Raw genomic sequence first — 19,642 nt, forward strand, 5'->3', positions numbered from 1 at the left:
GGAGAGAAAACCATGCAAGCGCAAATCAAAGATTTATCCGTATTGTTTCTTGTCGTGCTCATCGTCGCCATGCTCGTCATCCCGCTGCAGACATGGCTGTTGAGCGTCTTGATCATCATCAATATTTCCCTTGCCTTGCTTGTATTGCTGACGGCGATGAACACGAAAGAGCCGCTTGAGTTTTCCATTTTTCCGTCATTGCTTTTAGTGCTGACGCTGTTTCGGCTCGGGCTGAATGTGTCAACCACCCGCTCGATTTTAAGCAAAGGGGAGGCGGGCGGCGTCGTTGAAACGTTCGGAACGTTCGTCGTTGGCGGCGATGTCGTCGTTGGGTTTGTCGTGTTTTTGATTTTGGTCATCATCCAGTTTGTTGTCATCACCAAAGGGGCGGAGCGCGTCTCGGAAGTGGCGGCCCGCTTTACGCTCGATGCGATGCCCGGCAAACAGATGAGCATTGACGCCGATTTGAACGCCGGCATGATTTCGGAGCAAGAAGCCCGAAAGCGGCGGGAAAAAGTGGCGCAAGAAGCCGACTTTTACGGAGCGATGGACGGGGCAAGCAAATTTGTGAAAGGCGACGCCATCGCCGGCATCATTATCGTCGTCATCAACATGTTGTTTGGCATGGTGATCGGCGTTGTGGAGAAAGGAATGGATATAGGGGAGGCGGCAAAGCGCTACACGCTTTTGACGGTCGGCGACGGCATCGTCAGCCAAATTCCGGCGCTGTTGATTTCCACGGCGACCGGCATCATCGTCACCCGGGCGGCGTCGGACAGCAACTTGAGCGGCGATATTATGCGCCAGCTGTTCGCGTTTCCGAAAATGTTGTACGTCACGGCAGGAACGATTTTCCTGCTCGGCTTGTTTACGCCGATCAACGACTTGTTGACGATGCCGATTGCCGGGCTGCTGGCGCTTGGCGGCTACCGATTTATCGAGCGGCAAAAGCAAGAAGAAGCGGCATTGGCCGCTCCGGAAGAGGAGGCGGCGGCCGCCGACGAATTGAAAAGCCCGGAAAGCGTCATCCAACTGCTGCATATTGATCCGATTGAATTTGAGTTCGGCTATGCGCTCATTCCGCTCGCTGATGCCAATCAAGGCGGGGATTTGCTTGACCGGATCGTCATGATTCGCCGTCAGCTCGCGCTCGAGCTTGGCATTGTCATCCCGGTTGTGCGCATTCGCGACAACATCCAGTTGCAGCCGAATGAATACCGGATCAAAGTGAAAGGCGAGGAAGTGGCGCGCGGCGAGCTGCTGCTTGACCATTATTTGGCGATGAGCCCCGGAGTTGACGATGATTCGATTGATGGCATTGACACCATCGAGCCGGCGTTTGGTCTGCCGGCGAAATGGATTTCCGAGACCGTAAAAGACCGGGCGGAAATGCTTGGCTATACAGTCGTCGACCCGCCATCGGTCGTCTCGACACACTTAGCGGAGGTGCTGAAAGCCCATGCCCACGAACTGCTGGGGCGTCAGGAAACAAAACAGCTGATCGATCATTTAAAAGAATCGTATCCGGTGCTTGTCGACGATGTGACGCCGAATCCGTTGTCTGTCGGCGACGTGCAAAAAGTGCTCGCCAAGCTGCTGAAAGAGAAAGTGTCGATCCGCAACTTGCCGCTCATTTTTGAGGCGCTTGCCGATTTTGCCCGCCTGACCAGCGACACCGATTTGTTGACGGAATACGTCCGCCAAGCGTTGGCGCGGCAAATCACCTCGCAGTACGCCGTGCCGGGCGAGCCGCTGCGCGTCATTACGCTGTCGGGCAGGGCGGAAAAAACGATCGCCGACGCCGTGCAGCAAACCGAACACGGCCGCTATTTGGCGCTCGAGCCGGCGCGGGCGCAGGCGTTTGTGGAAGCGGTCGCCGCGGCGCTTGAACGCTATCCGTTCGCCGGCCAGACGCCGATTTTGCTCTGCTCCCCGGCGGTGCGCATGTACGTCCGCCAGCTGACCGAGCGCCATTTTCCGACTGTTCCGGTGCTGTCGTACAACGAGCTTGAAGCGGATGTCGAAGTTCAAAGCGTGGGGATGGTGGAAATCGAATGAAAGTGAAAAAATTTGTCGCCCCGTCCATGAACGAAGCGATGAAAATGGTTCGCGCCGAACTTGGCCGCGACGCCGTCATTTTGCACTCGAAAGTCGTGCAGACCGGCGGATTTTTCGGTCTGTTTGCGAAAAAAAAGATCGAAGTGTTGGCCGGCGTTGATCCGGATCCACTGCCGCTGCGTCAGCCGGATGCCGCCGCGTCTTTGACGCGTCAGCTGAGTGCCGCCGCGTCTTTGACGCGTCAGCCGAGTGCCGCCGCGTCTTTGACGCGTCAGCCGAGTGCTGCTGCGTCCTTTGCCCCTTTGCCGGCGGCCGAGCGGGAGGAAGACGGCTCGCTTGCCCGTGAGATCGAGGAAGTCAAGGCGCTCATCCGTCAGTTCAACGCCCGCTCGTCTTCGCTTTTGTATCCTCCACCGCTTGCGGAAGCGGAACGGCGCCTCGTTCGGCAAGGGATGGCGGATGTGTACGTCCGCCAAGTGATGGATCGCCTGCTTGAACGGTGGTATGCCGACAAAGACGGCCGGTCGCCGGCTGCGGTCTCCGCCTGGACGAAAGAAGCGGTGCGCGATCTATTGTCGACGCTTCCGTTTGTCAAAACGGCGGAGCAAAAAAAGTATATGATTTTGCTTGGTCCGACCGGGGTTGGAAAAACGACGACGCTCGCCAAAATGGCAGGGCGCGCCGTCCTCGAGCAAGGGAAAAAAGTCGGGTTCATCACGGCCGACACGTACCGGATCGCCGCCATCGACCAACTGAAGACGTATGCCGACATTTTGCACGCTCCGTTGGAAGTATGCTACAATGCCGACGATTTTCGGACGGCGAAGCGGAAATTGGCCGGCTGCGATCTCGTGTTCGTCGATACGGCTGGCCGCAACTTCCGCAACCCGCAATACGTGGATGAACTGCAGCAAACGCTCGAGTTTGACAGCGAAACGGAAACGTTTCTTGTATTCGCCGCCACGGGAAAGTATGACGATATGAAAACGATTTACAACCACTTTTCCCGCCTGCCGATCGATCGGCTGATCGTGACGAAGCTCGATGAGACGGACTCGTTTGGAACGATCGTCAATGTGTTGCTTGACAGCCGGCTTGCCGCCGCCTATTTCACGAACGGGCAAAATGTGCCGGACGACATGGTGGAAGCGTCCGCAGACCGGCTCGTTCATCTGCTGTTTGGGGCGGAGCGATGGTGAGCGATCAAGCAGAACGGCTGCGCTATGAGCTGGGCCGCCGGCTGACGCCGGCGGCGGGGCCGCGGACCATCGCGGTGACGAGCGGGAAAGGCGGAGTCGGCAAGTCAAACCTTTCGCTCAATTTTTCGCTGTCGCTCTCGAAGCTCGGGTTTCGCGTCTTGCTGCTTGATATGGACATCGGCATGGGCAACATCGACATTTTGCTCGGCCAGTCGTCGCCATTGACGCTTTCGGATTGGTTTTCCGCGCGGTTGCCGCTTTCCGAGCTGGTAAAAAGCGGACCGGAGCATCTATCGTATATTGCTGGGGGGACGGGCGCCGCGCAATGGTTGAGTGTCGATCGATCCGCTATCGACTATTTGTTGGCCGAGCTGCAGACGGTGGCGTCGCGATATGATTATCTCATTTTCGATATGGGGGCGGGTGCCTCAGAAGAACGATTGTATTTTTTAAAGTCCGTCGACGATGTGTTTATTGTCACGACGCCGGAGCCGACCGCGATGACGGATGCGTACGCCATGATGAAATATATGCACACCGCCGGCAGCGAGGCTCCGTTTTCCGTCATCGTCAACCGCGCCGGCAGCGAGCGGGAAGGATACGGCGTCTTTTCGCGCCTGCAGCATGCCGCCAGTCGGTTTTTCCATAAAGACATCGCCTTGCTTGGCGTCGTTCCTGAAGACCGGACTGTGGCGCGCTGTGTCGTCCGGCAAACGCCGTTTGTTCTCTTTGATCCGGCGGCGAAGGCGAGCCGGGCAGTGCGTCAAATGGCATGCCGCTATGCGGCGGGAGGAGAAAAAGAGCCGGAGCGGGCTCCCCGCTTTTTTGCGAAGCTGCGTCAACTTTTGCTAGAAAGGTAGAGACGGAACATGAAGACGATCAAGGTGCTTGTCGTCGATGACTCGGCGTTTATGCGCAAATGGATCAGTGATTTTTTGTCCGAGCATCCGCGCCTCGAAGTCATCGGAACAGCTCGCAACGGCCGGGAGGCGCTCGAGAAAATCGCTGCCCTAAGGCCGGATGTCGTGACGCTTGATGTGGAAATGCCGGTCATGAACGGACTCGAAACGTTGCAGCGCATCATGCGGGACCATCCCGTGCCGGTCGTCATGGTGTCAAGCACGACGACCGAAGGGGCGGAAAACACGATCGACGCCATGCAGTACGGGGCGGTCGACTTTGTCGCTAAGCCGTCCGGACCGATTTCGCTCGATTTGTACAAAGTGAAAGACGAGCTGATTGGCAAAGTGCTGCACGCGAGCGAAGCGAACGTGGCTGCCTTGACTGCCCCGCGCCGCCAACGTCCGTCTTGGCGCCCATCGTTCAAAGCGGCGGCGCGGCCGCAACAGGCCATCGTCGCGATCGGCACTTCCACCGGCGGCCCGCGCGCGCTCGAGACGGTGCTGACGCAGCTTCCGCCCGATCTAGCCGCTCCGGTCGTCGCTGTCCAGCATATGCCCAAAGGATTTACGACATCGCTCGCCAACCGGCTTGATGCGCTTGCCGCGATCACGGTCAAGGAGGCGGAAGACGGGGAAGTGCTGCAAAATGGCACCGCCTATATCGCGCCAGGCGGTGTCCATCTCATCGTTCGCGAAGAAGGCGGCGCGCTTAAAGCCCGTTTCGACGAATCGCCGCCGCGCGCCGGCCATCGTCCGGCTGTTGACGTGTTGTTCGAGTCGCTCGCTGCCATTCGCCGCTGTCGGAAAATCGCGGTGATCATGACCGGGATGGGAAGCGACGGAACATCGGGGTTGAAAAAGCTGAAGGAAAGCGGGAACACAAAAGCGATCGCGGAAGCGCGCGAGACAGCCGTTGTCTTTGGGATGCCAAGAGCGGCGATCGAGGCTGGCGTCGTTGATGTCATCGTTCCGCTTGACAGCATCGCCGCTGCCATCGTCCAATTGATCGGGGAGTGAGGGGGAAACGGCATGGACATGAGCCAATATTTGGATTTATTTATTGATGAAAGCAAAGAGCATTTGCAGGCGATCAACGAGCGGCTGTTGGAACTTGAAAAAACTCCGGAGGACATGTCTGTGGTGAATGATATTTTCCGTTCGGCCCATACGTTGAAAGGCATGTCCGCCACGATGGGGTTTGAAGATTTGGCCAATTTGACGCACCAAATGGAAAACGTGCTCGATGGCATCCGCAATCGGCGGCTTTCCGTTACCCCGGAATTGCTTGACGTCATTTTTGAGGCCGTCGACCATTTGGAGGCGATGATCAGTTCCATCGCTGCAGGCGGCGACGGAACGCGCGATGTAAGGAGAACAGTCGAACAGCTGAAACGAATCGAGCAAGGGGAGATGCCGAACAAGCAGGCAGCAAGGGAAGAACCGCCCCTTGAACATGCGTATGGGGAATTTGAATACCATGTGCTCGAACAGGCGAAGGAGCAGGGATTTTCCGTCTACGAAATCCGCGTTCGGCTTCGCGATGATTGCTTGTTGAAAGCAGCGCGCGTCTATATGGTGTTTGAACAGCTGAATGAAGTCGGAGAAATTGTGAAAGCAACGCCGCCGGTCGAGATGCTGGAGGAAGAACAGTTTGACCGGGAGTTTCTCGTTACGGTCGTATCCAAAGCGCCAGCCGATGAGTTGCAAAAGCGGCTGATGGGCATTTCGGAAATTGATGACGTCAAGGTGTCTATGCTATCGAGCGATGAACCGTCGGCAGAAAGCGAGAAAGCGGCTGCGCCCCAACAACCGGCCGCTATGGAGCAGGCGGCGGCCGTTCAGGCCGAAGCGGAGGCGCCGGAAAAACAAACAGCGAAACAGGCGACGAAAACGATCCGCGTCAACATTGAACGGCTCGATCGGTTGATGAACTTATTTGAAGAATTGGTTGTCGACCGCGGTCGGCTTGAGCAAATTTCCCGCGAGCTGAACCATGCCGAATTGACGGAAACGGTCGAGCGGATGTCTCGCATCTCGAGCGATTTGCAGACGATCATTTTAAATATGCGCATGGTGCCGGTCGAAACGGTGTTCAACCGCTTCCCGCGCATGGTGCGCCAGCTAGCCCGCGAGCTCGGCAAAAAGGTGCGCCTTGACATCATCGGCGCGGATACCGAGCTTGACCGGACGGTGATCGATGAAATCGGCGACCCGCTTGTCCATTTGATCCGCAATGCGCTCGACCACGGCATCGAAGCGCCGGACGTCCGGGCGGCGCGCGGAAAACCGGAAGAAGGGACCGTTCAATTGCGAGCGTACCATAGCGGCAACCATGTCTTTATTGAAATCGAGGATGACGGCGCCGGCATTTCCCGGGAGAAGGTGCTGCAAAAGGCGAAAAGCCGCGGCATTGTCTCGCCGCAGGCGGCGGAGCATTTGAACGATCAGCAAATTTACGAGCTTATTTTCGCTCCCGGCTTTTCGACCGCTGAGCAAGTTTCTGACATTTCCGGCCGCGGCGTCGGTTTGGATGTCGTCAAAAGCACGATTGAGTCGCTCGGCGGCACCGTTTCGGTCGATTCGCAGCCTGGAAAAGGGTCGCTCTTTTCGATTCAGCTGCCGCTCACATTGTCGATCATTTCTGTGTTGCTCGTTCAAATCGCCGAGGAAACGTACGCGATTCCGCTGTCATCGATCATTGAGACGGCGCTGGTGAAAAAGGAAGAGATTTTTTCCGCCCACAACCAGCCGGTCATCGATTTTCGCGGCAAAATCGTGCCGCTCGTCCGCCTGAAAGACGTCTTCGCTGTTCCTGGAGCGGCCGATGACGGAGATGCGGTGGCGGTCGTGATCGTCCGGAAAGGGGAAAAACTGGCGGCGCTGGCGGTCGACTCGTTTATCGGGCAGCAAGAAGTCGTGTTGAAATCGCTAGGAAACTATTTATCTTCGGTTTTTGCCATCTCGGGGGCGACGATTTTGGGAGACGGCCGAGTGGCGCTGATTATCGACTGCAACGCGCTCGTGAAGTAGGAGATGGCCGTGTCGGTGCGGGGGCGCCTATGGCGTTGATCTGCCGTTTTCAGTGGCATGTCGAAGAAAAGGGGGAGGATTGGATGACGGCCAGCGTGCAAGCAGACTGGAAAGTGATTGCGTTTCGCCTGAAAGAAGAAGAATATGCTCTGCCGGTGCAGCATGTCCGTTCCATCGAGAAAATGCAGCCGATCACGCGCGTGCCGGGGACGGCTCATTATGTAAAAGGGGTCATCAACTTGCGCGGTGTTGTGACGCCGATCATCGATTTGCGCGAGCGGTTCGGGTTTGCCCCCGAACCATATGGGGAACAGACGCGGATCATTATCGTTGCTCTTGAGGATATGGAAGTCGGGCTCATCGTCGATGCCGCGAATGATGTCCTTGATCTGTCGGCGGAAAGCATCGAACCGCCGCCAGAGGCAATTGGCTCCGTTGAGGCAAGTTACATCGACGGCGTGGCGAAAGTGGAGAATCGGCTCCTCATTTTGCTCGATTTGGCGAAAGTGCTCGACCGATAACCCGTGGAGAGGAGCGTTGACATTGGACGATATTCGCAACTTGACGGGGATGCATATTGACATTTTGCGCGAAATCGGCAACATTGGCGCCGGCAACGCGGCGACGGCTTTGTCGACGTTGCTAAACAAAAAAATTGAAATGGCGGTGCCGCGCGTTCAAATTGCGACGTTTGCCGAAATGATGGAATCAATCGGTGGACCGGAACAAGTAGTGGCGTGCGTCTATTTGCGCATCGAAGGAGAAGCGCCGGGAAACATGTTTTTCGTGTTGCCGCCGGAACAGGCTGAGCGGTTTGTCCGCCGGATGATTGGCGATGACTCGTTTTCGTTTCAAGGAGAAGCCCATGAGCTTGGCTGCTCGGCGCTTCAGGAGCTCGGCAATATTTTAGCCGGCTCGTATTTGTCGGCATTGGCCGACTTTACGCGGCTCAACTTGCACCCGTCCGTGCCGGCATTGGCCATTGACATGATCGGGGCTGTGCTGTCGTTCGGATTGCTTGAGCTGTCGCGTGTTGGCGATTACGCCATTTTGATCGACACGGCCATTTACGATGAACGGCGTCCGGACGAAAGCATCAACGGCCATTTCTTTCTTCTTCCTGATCCGGATTCGTTTTCCATCATCTTTCGAGCGTTAGGTGTGGATGGCCTATGAGCACAGCGCAGGCTGTCAAAATCGGCATTGCGGAAATGGAGGTCGTCATAGCGCCGAATGTCATCCGCACGTGCGGGCTTGGGTCGTGCGTCGGTGTCGTCATTTACGATGCAGGCAAGGCGGTTGCCGGCATGGCGCACGTCATGCTTCCGCATTCCTCGATGGCGCGCGGCGGAGTCATCAATGCGGCCAAATACGCTGATACGGCGGTCGAGGCGCTCGTTCAGCTTGTCATTGCCGCTGGCGGGCGGAAAGGGATGCTGAAAGCGAAGCTGGCCGGCGGGGCGCAAATGTTTTCGTTTTCGACAGTTGGCGGCGATATGATGCGCATTGGCGCGCGCAATGTGGAGGAAGTGAAAAAGCAGCTCGAGCGGCTTCACATTCCGGTCGTCGCCGAAGATGTCGGGGGCCATAGCGGCCGCACGATCGAATTTAATCCGCAGACGGGCGTGCTCTCCATCCGCACCGCCGCTCAAGAAATAAAGGAAATATGACCGGGATGCGCCGTTTCCGCAAGGCAAGGGGGAGAATAATGGGAAGCGCGCTAAAAGGAGAAGAACGGAAATATTGGGATGAATGGATCCATGGCCGCGACCGCCACGCGGCCGAGGAGCTGGTGCAGCGCTATATGCCGCTTGTTTTCTACCACGTGCAGCGGCTTTCGGCGACGCTGCCGAGCTCCGTGCCGAAGGATGAGCTCGTCAGCCTTGGACTCGTCGGCTTATACGATGCGTTGGAGAAATTTGATCCATCGCGTGATTTGAAGTTCGACACGTACGCCTCGTTCCGCATCCGCGGCGCCATCTTAGACGGTTTGCGCAAAGAAGACTGGCTGCCGCGCAGCATGCGCGATAAGGCAAAAAAAATTGAGGGAGCGATCGAGCGGCTTGAACAGCGGCACATGCGATCGGTGACGGCGAAAGAGATCGCCGCTGAGCTCGGGATGACGGAAGAGGAAGTGCAGGCGGCGGCGAGTGAAACGTTTTTTTCCCATTGGCTGCCGCTCGGGCAGACGACCGTCGACGAAGATGAAGGACTGCTTTCGGTTCGCGACGACCGCGCTCCGCTTCCCGAGGAGCAAATCGTTAAGCAGGAAATGATCGAAAAGCTGGCTGAAGCCATCGGACAGCTGAATGAAAAAGAGCAGCTCGTCATCAGTTTGTTTTACAAAGAGGAGCTGACGTTTACAGAAATCGGGAGCCTTTTGCATTTGTCGACATCAAGAATTTCGCAAATTCATGCGAAAGCGCTTTGGAAACTGCGCCGCTTTTTTGAAAAAGAGCCATGAGGGGAGAGAAAAAGCGATGGACATCCAGCTTCCAGCGTTGCAAAGCGTCATGCCGAAAGCGCCCGACGCGGAAAGGCTTCAAGCCTCGACGCAACAACACTCCTATGCAGTGCAGGCGCAAATGGCAACTGCCGGCCAAAAGCGGGCGGAGCGTGCGCGCCGTCGGGTGACGGATAAACGAACGAGCGCCCGTCTTGAGCAGGAGGCGTCCCGTTTTGGAGGACACCCTTATAAAGGAAAAACGATCGACATTCAAGGATAGTGAACATCATGATGGCATTTTGGCTGACGATCAGTTTGCTGCTGCACGCCTTGTCGTTTTGGTTGATCATTGTGCTTTTCCTTCGCCTGTCGCGGCTTGGCGAGGCGGAGAGGCGGGCCGAGGAGCTCGAGGAAGCCATGACCGCTTATCTCGCTGCTTGGAAGGAAGAAAACGAGCGCTTTTTGGCTGAACTTGACTCGTTGCTTGGCAGCGGAGCGGCTCCATTCGTTTCTGCACCGGAAACGAACGATGCGCCCAGTGTGCAACGGGGCGCGAACGGGAAAGAGACGGCGTCCATGCCGGGGGCAGGAGGCGGTGAAATCGGAGCAGGGTTCGAAAAGCGAACAGCGGAAGCAAAAAAGGGGGAAAACGAGCCGGCGGAGCGGGGAGAAACCGAAAAACGCGCCAAAACAAGCCGCCCAAGCGCCGCTCCGGGCTATTTCCCAGACATCGGAACGGTCAAGGATGTGCTCGAACTTTCACTCACCCGACCAGCGGACGCGAGTGAGCTTGCTCGCCGCCTATATGCGGAAGGAGAGACGGTCGAGGAAATTGCCAAACAGCTCGGCAAAGGGAAAACAGAAGTCGAGCTATGGCTCAAATTTGCGCAAAAAACGAATCAATAGGCGAATAACAGCTTGATTTGCCGCTTGCAGTTGTGATATATTTTTTCATGGTGTGAATACACACGCCTGATGATTTCAGCAACGGTGCTGGCAACTCCAGTCTTGCTGAAAGATGAGGCAGGCGGAGGACCAAAAACCACTAAGGAAACAGGAGGAGCATACATGTCGGTTATTTCGATGAAACAACTGCTTGAAGCTGGCGTCCACTTTGGACATCAGACGCGCCGTTGGAATCCGAAGATGAAAAAATACATTTTCACGGAGCGCAACGGCATCTATATCATCGACTTGCAAAAAACGGTGAAAAAAGTCGAGGAAGCATACAACTTCGTCCGCGAATTGGCGGCGAATGGCGGCAAAATTTTGTTCGTCGGCACGAAAAAACAAGCGCAAGAGTCGGTGAAGGAAGAAGCGGAACGCTGCGGCATGTTTTATGTCAACCAACGCTGGCTCGGCGGCACGCTGACGAACTTCGCTACGATCCAAAAGCGGATCAAACGGCTGCGTGAAATTGAAAAAATGGAAGAAGATGGAATATTTGACGTTCTGCCGAAAAAAGAAGTCATTCGCTTGAAAAAAGAAAAAGAGCGTCTTGAGAAGTTTTTGGGCGGCATCAAAGACATGAAAGAGCTGCCGGATGCGTTGTTTGTCATTGACCCGCGCAAAGAGCGGATCGCGGTGGCGGAAGCGCGCAAGCTGAACATCCCGATCATCGGCATCGTCGACACGAACTGCGATCCGGATGAAATTGACTATGTCATTCCGGCCAACGACGACGCCATCCGCGCTGTTAAGTTGTTGACTTCGAAAATCGCCGACGCCGTGCTTGAGGCGAAACAAGGCGAAGAAGCGGCCGTCGCAGCAGAGTAACGATGCACAAGAAAGGTGATAAGAGGGGAAAGCCTTTTATCACCTTTTTTTGAGACAGAAATGAGCAACTTTTGGCTATACTAACGAATAAGGGCAAAACGGGAAGCCGCTGCCGGCACCGATACATATACGGGACAATGAGAAGGAGGATTTTTTTATGGCAATTACAGCACAAATGGTGAAAGAACTGCGCGAAAAAACAGGCGCAGGCATGATGGACTGCAAAAAGGCGCTCACCGAAACAAACGGTGACATGGAGAAAGCGATCGACTGGCTGCGCGAAAAAGGAATTGCCAAAGCGGCGAAAAAAGCGGACCGCATCGCGGCCGAAGGGATGGCGTACATCGCGGTGGAAGGCAATACCGCCGTCATTTTGGAAGTGAACTCGGAAACGGACTTCGTTGCGAAAAACGAAGCATTCCAAACGCTTGTCAAAGAGCTGGCCGCCCACTTGCTGAAACAAAAGCCGGCTTCGCTTGATGAAGCGCTCGGTCAAACGATGGACAACGGCTCGACCGTCCAAGACTACATCAACGAAGCGATCGCCAAAATTGGTGAAAAAATTACGCTTCGCCGCTTTGCCGTCGTCAATAAAGCGGACGGCGAAACGTTCGGTGCGTACTTGCACATGGGCGGGCGCATCGGCGTATTAACGTTATTAGCCGGCAATGCGAGCGAAGACGTCGCCAAAGATGTCGCCATGCACATTGCCGCACTTCATCCGAAATACGTCTCGCGCGACGACGTGCCGCAGGAAGAGATTGCGCATGAGCGTGAAGTGTTGAAGCAGCAAGCCTTAAACGAAGGCAAGCCGGAGAAAATCGTTGAAAAAATGGTCGAAGGCCGGCTGAACAAGTTTTACGAAGACGTCTGCCTGCTCGAGCAAGCGTTCGTGAAAAACCCGGATGTGACGGTGCGCCAATACGTCGAATCGAACGGAGCAACAGTCAAGCAGTTCATCCGTTACGAAGTCGGCGAAGGGCTCGAAAAACGCCAAGACAATTTTGCAGAAGAAGTCATGAGCCAAGTCAGAAAACAATGACGGACCGCAACAGGGAACACGCGCGTGTTCCCTGTTTTTCAAAGTGATTCGCATCATGGAGGTTGGACATGGAACAGCCAAAATACAAACGCGTCGTGTTAAAGTTGAGCGGGGAAGCGCTCGCCGGAAAGCAAGGGTTTGGCATTCAACCGGCGGTCATTCAGTCGATCGCCAAACAAGTGAAAGAAGTTGTTGAACTGGGCGTCGAGGTCGCCATCGTCGTCGGCGGCGGCAACATTTGGCGTGGAAAAACGGGAAGCGAAATGGGCATGGACCGGGCGACGGCTGATTACATGGGCATGTTGGCGACGGTGATGAACGCCCTCGCCTTGCAGGACAGCCTTGAGCAGCTCGGTGTGGAAACGCGGGTGCAAACATCGATTGAAATGCGGCAAGTGGCCGAACCGTACATTCGCCGCCGGGCGATTCGCCATCTTGAGAAAAAACGAGTTGTCATTTTCGCCGCCGGCACAGGCAACCCGTACTTTTCGACCGATACGACCGCGGCGCTCAGGGCGGCGGAAATCGAGGCGGACGTCATTTTAATGGCGAAAAACAACGTCGATGGCGTCTACAGCGCCGACCCGAACGTCGACGCCAATGCGGTCAAATACGATGAGCTGTCGTACTTGGACGTCATCAAGCAAGGGCTCGGCGTCATGGATTCGACTGCTTCCTCGCTTTGCATGGACAACAACATTCCGCTCATCGTCTTCTCGATTATGGAAGAAGGCAATATTAAACGCGCTGTGTTAGGTGAAAACATCGGAACGATCGTAAGGGGGAAATAATGATGGCAAAGCAAGTGATCCAACAGGCCAAAGAAAAGATGGATAAAGCGGTGCAAGCGTTCACCCGCGAGCTGGCAAGCATTCGCGCCGGACGGGCGAACGCAGGGCTGCTTGAGAAAGTAACCGTTGACTATTACGGCGTGCCGACGCCAATCAACCAACTGGCCTCCATCAGCGTGCCGGAAGCGCGGCTGCTTGTCATTCAGCCGTACGACAAATCGGCCATTAAAGAAATGGAAAAAGCGATTTTAGCATCGGATTTAGGGCTGACGCCATCGAATGATGGATCAGTCATTCGTCTTGTCATTCCGCCGCTCACCGAGGAACGGCGCCGCGAGCTCGCGAAGCTTGTCAAAAAGTATTCAGAAGACGCGAAAGTCGCGGTGCGCAACATCCGCCGCGATGCGAACGATGAATTGAAAAAGCTCGAGAAAAACGGCGAGATTACGGAAGATGAGCTCCGCAGCTACACGGACGAAGTGCAAAAGCTGACCGATGACCACATCGCCAAAATTGACGCCATCACAAAAGAAAAAGAAAAAGAAGTGATGGAAGTATAGGCAAAACGATGCAAACCCTCTATGTTGATGGAGGGTTTTTTTGCTATAATGGAAAGGCAAAACACGATCCCGGAGGACTCGTATGTTCAATAAAATGCGAAAAACAAAAGAGAAAGACGTCCCGGTGACGAAAGAAGAGGTGCTCAGGCATCCGATGCCGAACCACGTCGCCATCATTATGGACGGAAACGGGAGATGGGCGAAAAAGCGGGCGCTGCCGAGGGCGGCCGGCCATTACGAAGGCATGCAAGTTGTGCGCAAAATCACTCGTTTTGCGAATGAGCTGGGGATTCAGATTTTGTCGCTTTACGCGTTTTCGACAGAAAACTGGAAACGTCCGAAAAGTGAAGTCGATTATTTGATGAAGCTGCCCGAACAGTTTTTGACGACGTTTCTTCCCGAGCTCGTCGCCGAAAATGTCAAAGTCCAAGTGATCGGTCATACGGAGGCGCTGCCCGATCATACGCGCCGGGCGGTCGAGAAAGCCGTGAAGGAAACAAGCGGCAACACCGGCCTTGTGTTAAACTTTGCCCTTAATTATGGAAGCCGGGCGGAAATCACTGCCGCCGTAAAGCAGATCGCCAAAGACGTTGAACGCGGGATGCTCGCGCCGGAAGACATCACCGAGCCGCTCATTTCCTCGTACTTGATGACGAGCGGGCTCGCTGACCCTGACTTGCTCATCCGTACGAGCGGGGAGATTCGCTTGAGCAATTTCATGCTTTGGCAGTTGGCGTATACGGAACTTTGGTTTACGGATGTCTTATGGCCGGATTTTACGGAGCAACATTTCTTAGAGGCGATTGCCGCTTACCAGCGGCGCGACCGCCGATTTGGAGGAGTGTCAGCGCGATGAAGCAGCGAATCATCACCGGAGTCATAGCGGCGGCGCTCTTTTTGCCGATTGTTATTTTTGGCGGCTTTCCGTTTATAATAGTAACATATATATTGGCCACGATTGGGCTGTTTGAATTGTTGCGGATGAAAGGGATGCACCCGTTGTCGTTTGTCGGGGCGGCTGGATTGATCGCCCTTTGGCTGTTGCTCGTTCCCGCCCGTTACGGCGGCGAGTGGTTGGCGTCTGGGACCGCCAAATTTGGCGTGCTCGCCGCTTTGGCTTTTTTGTTGCTTGTCGGTACGGTCGTGACGAAAAATGCGCTCTCGTTCGATGAGGCGGCGTTTGTCGTTTTGGCGGTCGTCTATGTCGGCGTAGGGTTTTTCTGTTTCGGCGCTGTTCGTTTGGTTGGGTTCGTGTACTTCGTTTATGCCTTGTTTGTCATTTGGGCGACTGACATTGGGGCGTATTTCTTTGGCCGCGCGTTTGGCCGGCGCAAGCTATGGCCGGAGATCAGCCCAAAAAAAACGGTGGAAGGCGCCATCGGCGGCATCGCTTCCGCGGCTGTTGTCGCCGCGATTTACGAGTGGGCGGCGGCGCCGTTTGGCAGTTTGGCGGCCGCGCTTGGCGTCGCGCTGCTGCTGTCTGTGTTCGGTCAGCTCGGCGATTTGATCGAATCGGCATTTAAGCGCCATTACGGCGTCAAAGATTCCGGGGCGATTTTGCCGGGACATGGCGGCATTTTAGACCGGTTTGACAGCTTGCTGTTCGTGCTGCCGATATTGTACATATTGCTTGAAATCGCACGATAAGCGGGTGAGGAGTGAAACGATTGAAATATATTAGTATATTAGGGGCGAGCGGATCGATCGGCACACAGACGCTCGATGTCATCCGCGCCCATCCGGACGAATTCCGCTTGGCCGCCGCATCAGTCGGGAAAAATATCGAGGCGGCGAGGCGGCTGATCGCTGAATTTTCCCCAAGTCTTGTCGCCGTCGCTGACCGTGATGCGTATGAAGTTCTTTATCGCGAGTACCGCGGGCGGACGACGATCGTGTACGGAGAGGAAGGATTGATTGAAGCAGCCGTTTGCCCACAAGCCGATGTTGTCGTCACCGCTGTCGTCGGCAGCGTCGGCCTTGTGCCGACGCTGAAGGCGATTGAAGCGGGAAAAGCGATCGCCCTCGCCAACAAAGAGACGCTCGTTGTCGCCGGACATCTCGTCATGGCTGCAGCCAAGCGGCGCGGTGTGCCGCTGTTGCCGGTTGACAGTGAACATTCCGCCATTTTTCAATGTCTGCAAGGGGAAAGGATGGAACAAGTTGACAAACTCATTCTGACCGCATCCGGCGGCAGCTTCCGCGACAAGACGCGCCGAGAGCTCGCTCATGTGACGGTTGAGGAGGCGCTTCGCCATCCGAACTGGTCGATGGGGGCAAAAATTACGATTGATTCGGCGACCATGATGAATAAAGGATTTGAGGTCATTGAGGCTCATTGGCTGTTCGGGCTGCCGTATGAGCGGATTGAGGTTGTTTTGCATCGAGAAAGCATCATCCATTCGCTCGTTCAGTTCCGTGACACAAGTGTATTGGCGCAGCTTGGAACGCCGGATATGCGCGTTCCGATCCAATATGCGCTTGCGTATCCAAAGCGGTTGCCGCTCCCATCCGCCAAGCCGCTTGATTTCATCTCGCTTGGGGCGCTCCATTTCGCCCCGGTTGATTTCGACCGCTATCGCTGTTTGCGTCTCGCCTATGAGGCTGGCAAGCGCGGCGGCTCGCTGCCGACGGTGTTGAATGCGGCCAATGAGGAGGCGGTGGCGGCGTTTTTAGCCGGGCGCATTCCGTTTTTGGCCATCGAGGAGTGGATTGAACGCGCGCTCGAGCGCCATCGGCCAGTGAGCGATCCGCAGCTTGAGGACATTCGTGAAATCGATGCGGACGCGCGCGCCTACGTCCGCTCACTACTATCATAAAGGTGGTTGAAACGTTGGAATCGATCATTTCATTTATCGTCGTCTTTGGTGCTCTTGTCTTTTTTCACGAGCTCGGCCACTTGCTGCTAGCAAAACGGGCCGGCATTTTGTGCCGCGAATTTGCCATCGGCTTCGGGCCGAAAGTGTTTTCGTTCAAGAAAAACGAAACGGTGTACACGATCCGCCTGCTCCCGCTTGGCGGCTTCGTCCGCATGGCCGGTGAAGACCCGGAGACGATTGAATTGAAGCGTGGGCAAGTCGTCGGTCTTTTGCTTGATGAGAGCGGCCAAGTGGAAAAAATCGTCCTCAACCATAAGGACGATTATCCGAATATCCGCGTAGTGGAAGTGGAAGAGGCCGATTTAGAGCATGGCATGTATGTGACCGGCTATACGGACGGCGAGCGGTTCGAGCGGTTTACGGTCAAGGAGCCGGCGTTTTTCGTCGTCGACCGCCAAGAGATTCAAATTGCTCCGTACCATCGCCAATTTGCGGCAAAAACGCTCGGGCAGCGAACGATGACGATTTTGGCCGGACCGCTCGCCAACTTTCTCTTGTCGCTCGTTGTCTTTATCATCATCGGTCTTTTGCAAGGCTATCCGGTCGACAAGCCGGTGATCGGCGAGCTGACGCCGGAAGGAGCGGCGCGCGCCGCCGGCTTGAAGCAAGGGGATGAAGTGATCGCCATTAACGGCGAACGGATGGAAACATGGACGGAAATCGTCAACACGATTCGCGCCCATCCGGGAGAACCGCTTCAGTTTCAAATTGAGCGGAATGGGAAAGAACGGAGTGTGACGGTCACTCCGGAGGCGAAAACGGTGCAAGGGGAGACGATCGGCTTGATCGGCGTCTATCAGCCGATGGAAAAATCGGTGTTGGGCTCGATCAAGCAAGGGCTGGTTGAGACGTATTACTGGACGCGGGAAATTGTAACGGGGCTCGGCCAATTGATCACCGGCCAGTTTCAGCTTGACATGCTGTCCGGACCGGTCGGCATCGCCGTATCGACCGGCAAAGTGGCTGAGTCTGGGATCTACTACTTGATGAAATGGGGCGCGATTTTAAGCATCAACCTGGGGATTGTCAACCTGTTGCCATTGCCGGCGCTAGACGGCGGGCGGCTCCTCTTTTTCGCCATTGAAGCGGTGCGCGGCAAGCCGGTCGACCGGCAAAAAGAAGGAATGGTTCATTTTATCGGCTTTGCCTTGCTTATGTTGCTTATGCTTGTGGTGACATGGAATGACATTCAAAAATTTTTCCTATAGAGAGAAAACGAGGTGGCTAATGGATGAGACAAAGTCAAGCATTTATTCCGACGTTGCGTGAAGTGCCGGCGGATGCGGAAGTGAAAAGCCATCAGCTCCTGCTGCGGGCCGGCTTCATTCGTCAAAGCGCAAGCGGCGTCTATACGTTTTTGCCGCTTGGGCAGCGTGTTTTGCAAAAAGTGGAAGCCATCATTCGCGAGGAAATGAACCGGATTGGAGCGATGGAGCTCTTCATGCCGGCCTTGCAGCCAGCTGAGCTTTGGCAGCAGTCCGGCCGCTGGTACTCGTACGGGCCGGAGCTGATGCGCTTAAAAGACCGGCACGAGCGCGATTTCGCCCTCGGGCCGACGCATGAGGAAATGATCACGGCGATCGTCCGTGACGAGGTGAAAACGTACAAGCGGCTGCCGCTTGTCTTGTATCAAATCCAAACGAAATTCCGCGATGAAAAGCGTCCGCGTTTTGGGCTGTTGCGCGGCCGCGAGTTCATGATGAAAGACGCCTACTCGTTCCATACGTCGAAAGAAAGCTTGGATGAAACGTACAACAACATGTATGAGGCGTATGCGAACATTTTCCGCCGCTGCGGATTGAACTTCCGCGCCGTCATCGCCGACTCGGGGGCGATTGGCGGCAAAGATACGCATGAGTTTATGGTGTTATCTGACATCGGCGAAGATACGATCGCCTACTCCGATGCGTCTGACTATGCCGCCAACATCGAGATGGCGCCGGTCGTGGCGACGTACGAAAAAAGCGATGAGCCGCCAGCCGAATTGAAAAAAGTGGCGACGCCGGGGCAAAAAACGATCGCTGAAGTCGCTTCGCACTTACAAATATCGCCGGAGCGCTGCATCAAATCGCTTTTGTTCAATGTGGACGGCCGCTATGTGCTCGTTCTCGTCCGCGGCGATCATGAAGCGAACGAGGTGAAGGTGAAAAACGTGCTCGACGCGACGGTCGTCGAATTGGCGACGCCGGAAGAAACGGAGCGGGTGATGAACGCTCCAATCGGTTCGCTCGGCCCGATCGGCGTCAGCGAAGACGTCACGGTGATCGCGGACCATGCTGTCGCCGCCATCGTCAATGGCGTTTGCGGCGCGAACGAGGAAGGATACCATTACATCGGAGTCAACCCGGGCCGCGATTTTGCCGTCAGTCAATACGCCGATTTGCGCTTCGTAAAAGAAGGCGACCCGTCTCCAGATGGCAAAGGGACGATCCGCTTTGCCCGCGGCATTGAAGTCGGGCATGTGTTTAAGCTGGGGACAAAATACAGCGAAGCGATGAACGCCGTCTATTTGGATGAAAACGGCCAAACGCAGACGATGATCATGGGTTGCTACGGCATCGGCGTATCAAGATTGGTGGCCGCAATCGCCGAACAGTTTGCTGACGAACACGGGCTTGTGTGGCCGGCTTCGGTCGCACCGTTTCACATCCATTTGCTTACAGCGAACGCAAAAAGCGATGAACAGCGCGCGTTGGCGGAAGAGTGGTATGAAAAGCTCGGACAGGCTGGGTTTGAAGTGTTGTATGACGACCGCCCCGAACGGGCCGGAGTGAAGTTTGCCGACAGCGATTTGATCGGCATTCCGCTCCGCGTCACCGTCGGCAAGCGAGCGGGCGAAGGCGTTGTGGAAGTAAAAGTGCGGAAAACAGGCGAGACGTTCGATGTGCCGGTCAGCGAGCTTGTCGACACTGCGCGCCGTCTCCTTCAATCATGAGTGCCGGCGCTGGCGAAAAAGAATTCT

General features: G+C 55.6%; 20 protein-coding genes. All 20 read left to right on the forward strand.

Features of this window, described 5'->3' with window-relative positions; all coding sequences use genetic code 11:
* Positions 1-12 precede the first annotated feature (12 nt).
* The 20 genes from flhA (at position 13) to GYMC52_RS06025 (ending at position 19,615) form a co-directional block, all read left to right on the forward strand.
* The gene (gene flhA, locus GYMC52_RS05930) at positions 13-2,058 is read left to right on the forward strand and encodes a flagellar biosynthesis protein FlhA (RefSeq protein WP_013523407.1); all 2,046 of its coding nucleotides are present in this window, start codon (positions 13-15) and stop codon (positions 2,056-2,058) included.
* Complete coding sequence (flhF, locus tag GYMC52_RS05935) at positions 2,055-3,257, forward strand: flagellar biosynthesis protein FlhF (RefSeq protein WP_013523408.1); 1,203 nt, start codon at positions 2,055-2,057, stop codon at positions 3,255-3,257. Before flhA ends, flhF begins: the two co-directional genes overlap by 4 nt.
* Complete coding sequence (locus GYMC52_RS05940; RefSeq protein ID WP_041468467.1) at positions 3,251-4,117, forward strand: MinD/ParA family protein; 867 nt, start codon at positions 3,251-3,253, stop codon at positions 4,115-4,117. The genes flhF and GYMC52_RS05940 overlap by 7 nt, the downstream gene beginning before the upstream one ends.
* Before the next feature lie 9 nt (positions 4,118-4,126).
* Complete coding sequence (locus GYMC52_RS05945) at positions 4,127-5,176, forward strand: protein-glutamate methylesterase/protein-glutamine glutaminase (protein ID WP_013523409.1); 1,050 nt, start codon at positions 4,127-4,129, stop codon at positions 5,174-5,176.
* A 12-nt stretch (positions 5,177-5,188) separates the two neighbouring features.
* Complete coding sequence (locus GYMC52_RS05950; RefSeq protein ID WP_013145741.1) at positions 5,189-7,189, forward strand: chemotaxis protein CheA; 2,001 nt, start codon at positions 5,189-5,191, stop codon at positions 7,187-7,189.
* A gap of 83 nt (positions 7,190-7,272) precedes the next feature.
* Positions 7,273-7,710 (forward strand): chemotaxis protein CheW, encoded by a 438-nt coding sequence (locus GYMC52_RS05955; protein ID WP_013523410.1) that lies wholly within the window; start codon positions 7,273-7,275, stop codon positions 7,708-7,710.
* Positions 7,711-7,732: 22 nt separating this feature from the next.
* On the forward strand, positions 7,733-8,365 hold the full coding sequence (locus GYMC52_RS05960) for a chemotaxis protein CheC (protein WP_013145740.1): 633 nt from the start codon (positions 7,733-7,735) through the stop codon (positions 8,363-8,365).
* Positions 8,362-8,859 (forward strand): chemotaxis protein CheD, encoded by a 498-nt coding sequence (locus GYMC52_RS05965; protein WP_011230745.1) that lies wholly within the window; start codon positions 8,362-8,364, stop codon positions 8,857-8,859. Before GYMC52_RS05960 ends, GYMC52_RS05965 begins: the two co-directional genes overlap by 4 nt.
* Before the next feature lie 38 nt (positions 8,860-8,897).
* Complete coding sequence (locus tag GYMC52_RS05970) at positions 8,898-9,653, forward strand: FliA/WhiG family RNA polymerase sigma factor (RefSeq protein WP_013523411.1); 756 nt, start codon at positions 8,898-8,900, stop codon at positions 9,651-9,653.
* A gap of 16 nt (positions 9,654-9,669) precedes the next feature.
* Complete coding sequence (locus tag GYMC52_RS05975) at positions 9,670-9,915, forward strand: hypothetical protein (protein ID WP_011230747.1); 246 nt, start codon at positions 9,670-9,672, stop codon at positions 9,913-9,915.
* Positions 9,916-9,923: 8 nt separating this feature from the next.
* Positions 9,924-10,541: a hypothetical protein gene (locus GYMC52_RS05980; RefSeq protein WP_013523412.1), complete on the forward strand. Its 618-nt coding sequence runs from the start codon at positions 9,924-9,926 to the stop codon at positions 10,539-10,541.
* A gap of 162 nt (positions 10,542-10,703) precedes the next feature.
* Positions 10,704-11,411, forward strand: coding sequence for a 30S ribosomal protein S2 (gene rpsB, locus GYMC52_RS05985; protein ID WP_013145737.1), 708 nt, complete (start codon positions 10,704-10,706; stop codon positions 11,409-11,411).
* Positions 11,412-11,568: 157 nt separating this feature from the next.
* Complete coding sequence (tsf, locus tag GYMC52_RS05990) at positions 11,569-12,453, forward strand: translation elongation factor Ts (protein WP_011230750.1); 885 nt, start codon at positions 11,569-11,571, stop codon at positions 12,451-12,453.
* 68 nt (positions 12,454-12,521) lie between these two features.
* The gene (pyrH, locus tag GYMC52_RS05995) at positions 12,522-13,244 is read left to right on the forward strand and encodes a UMP kinase (protein WP_011230751.1); all 723 of its coding nucleotides are present in this window, start codon (positions 12,522-12,524) and stop codon (positions 13,242-13,244) included.
* Between the two features lie 2 nt (positions 13,245-13,246).
* Positions 13,247-13,804: a ribosome recycling factor gene (gene frr / locus GYMC52_RS06000; protein ID WP_011230752.1), complete on the forward strand. Its 558-nt coding sequence runs from the start codon at positions 13,247-13,249 to the stop codon at positions 13,802-13,804.
* A gap of 82 nt (positions 13,805-13,886) precedes the next feature.
* On the forward strand, positions 13,887-14,660 hold the full coding sequence (locus GYMC52_RS06005; protein ID WP_013145736.1) for an isoprenyl transferase: 774 nt from the start codon (positions 13,887-13,889) through the stop codon (positions 14,658-14,660).
* On the forward strand, positions 14,657-15,451 hold the full coding sequence (locus GYMC52_RS06010; protein ID WP_011230754.1) for a phosphatidate cytidylyltransferase: 795 nt from the start codon (positions 14,657-14,659) through the stop codon (positions 15,449-15,451). Before GYMC52_RS06005 ends, GYMC52_RS06010 begins: the two co-directional genes overlap by 4 nt.
* Before the next feature lie 20 nt (positions 15,452-15,471).
* Positions 15,472-16,620, forward strand: a complete 1,149-nt coding sequence (gene dxr, locus GYMC52_RS06015; protein ID WP_013523413.1) for a 1-deoxy-D-xylulose-5-phosphate reductoisomerase — start codon at positions 15,472-15,474, stop codon at positions 16,618-16,620.
* Positions 16,621-16,622: 2 nt separating this feature from the next.
* Positions 16,623-17,888, forward strand: a complete 1,266-nt coding sequence (rseP, locus tag GYMC52_RS06020; RefSeq protein ID WP_173346434.1) for an RIP metalloprotease RseP — start codon at positions 16,623-16,625, stop codon at positions 17,886-17,888.
* A gap of 23 nt (positions 17,889-17,911) precedes the next feature.
* Positions 17,912-19,615, forward strand: coding sequence for a proline--tRNA ligase (locus tag GYMC52_RS06025; RefSeq protein WP_013523414.1), 1,704 nt, complete (start codon positions 17,912-17,914; stop codon positions 19,613-19,615).
* Positions 19,616-19,642: the final 27 nt, after the last annotated feature.

It is taken from the genome of Geobacillus sp. Y412MC52 (assembly GCF_000174795.2).
In the GTDB taxonomy this organism is placed as follows: domain Bacteria; phylum Bacillota; class Bacilli; order Bacillales; family Anoxybacillaceae; genus Geobacillus; species Geobacillus thermoleovorans.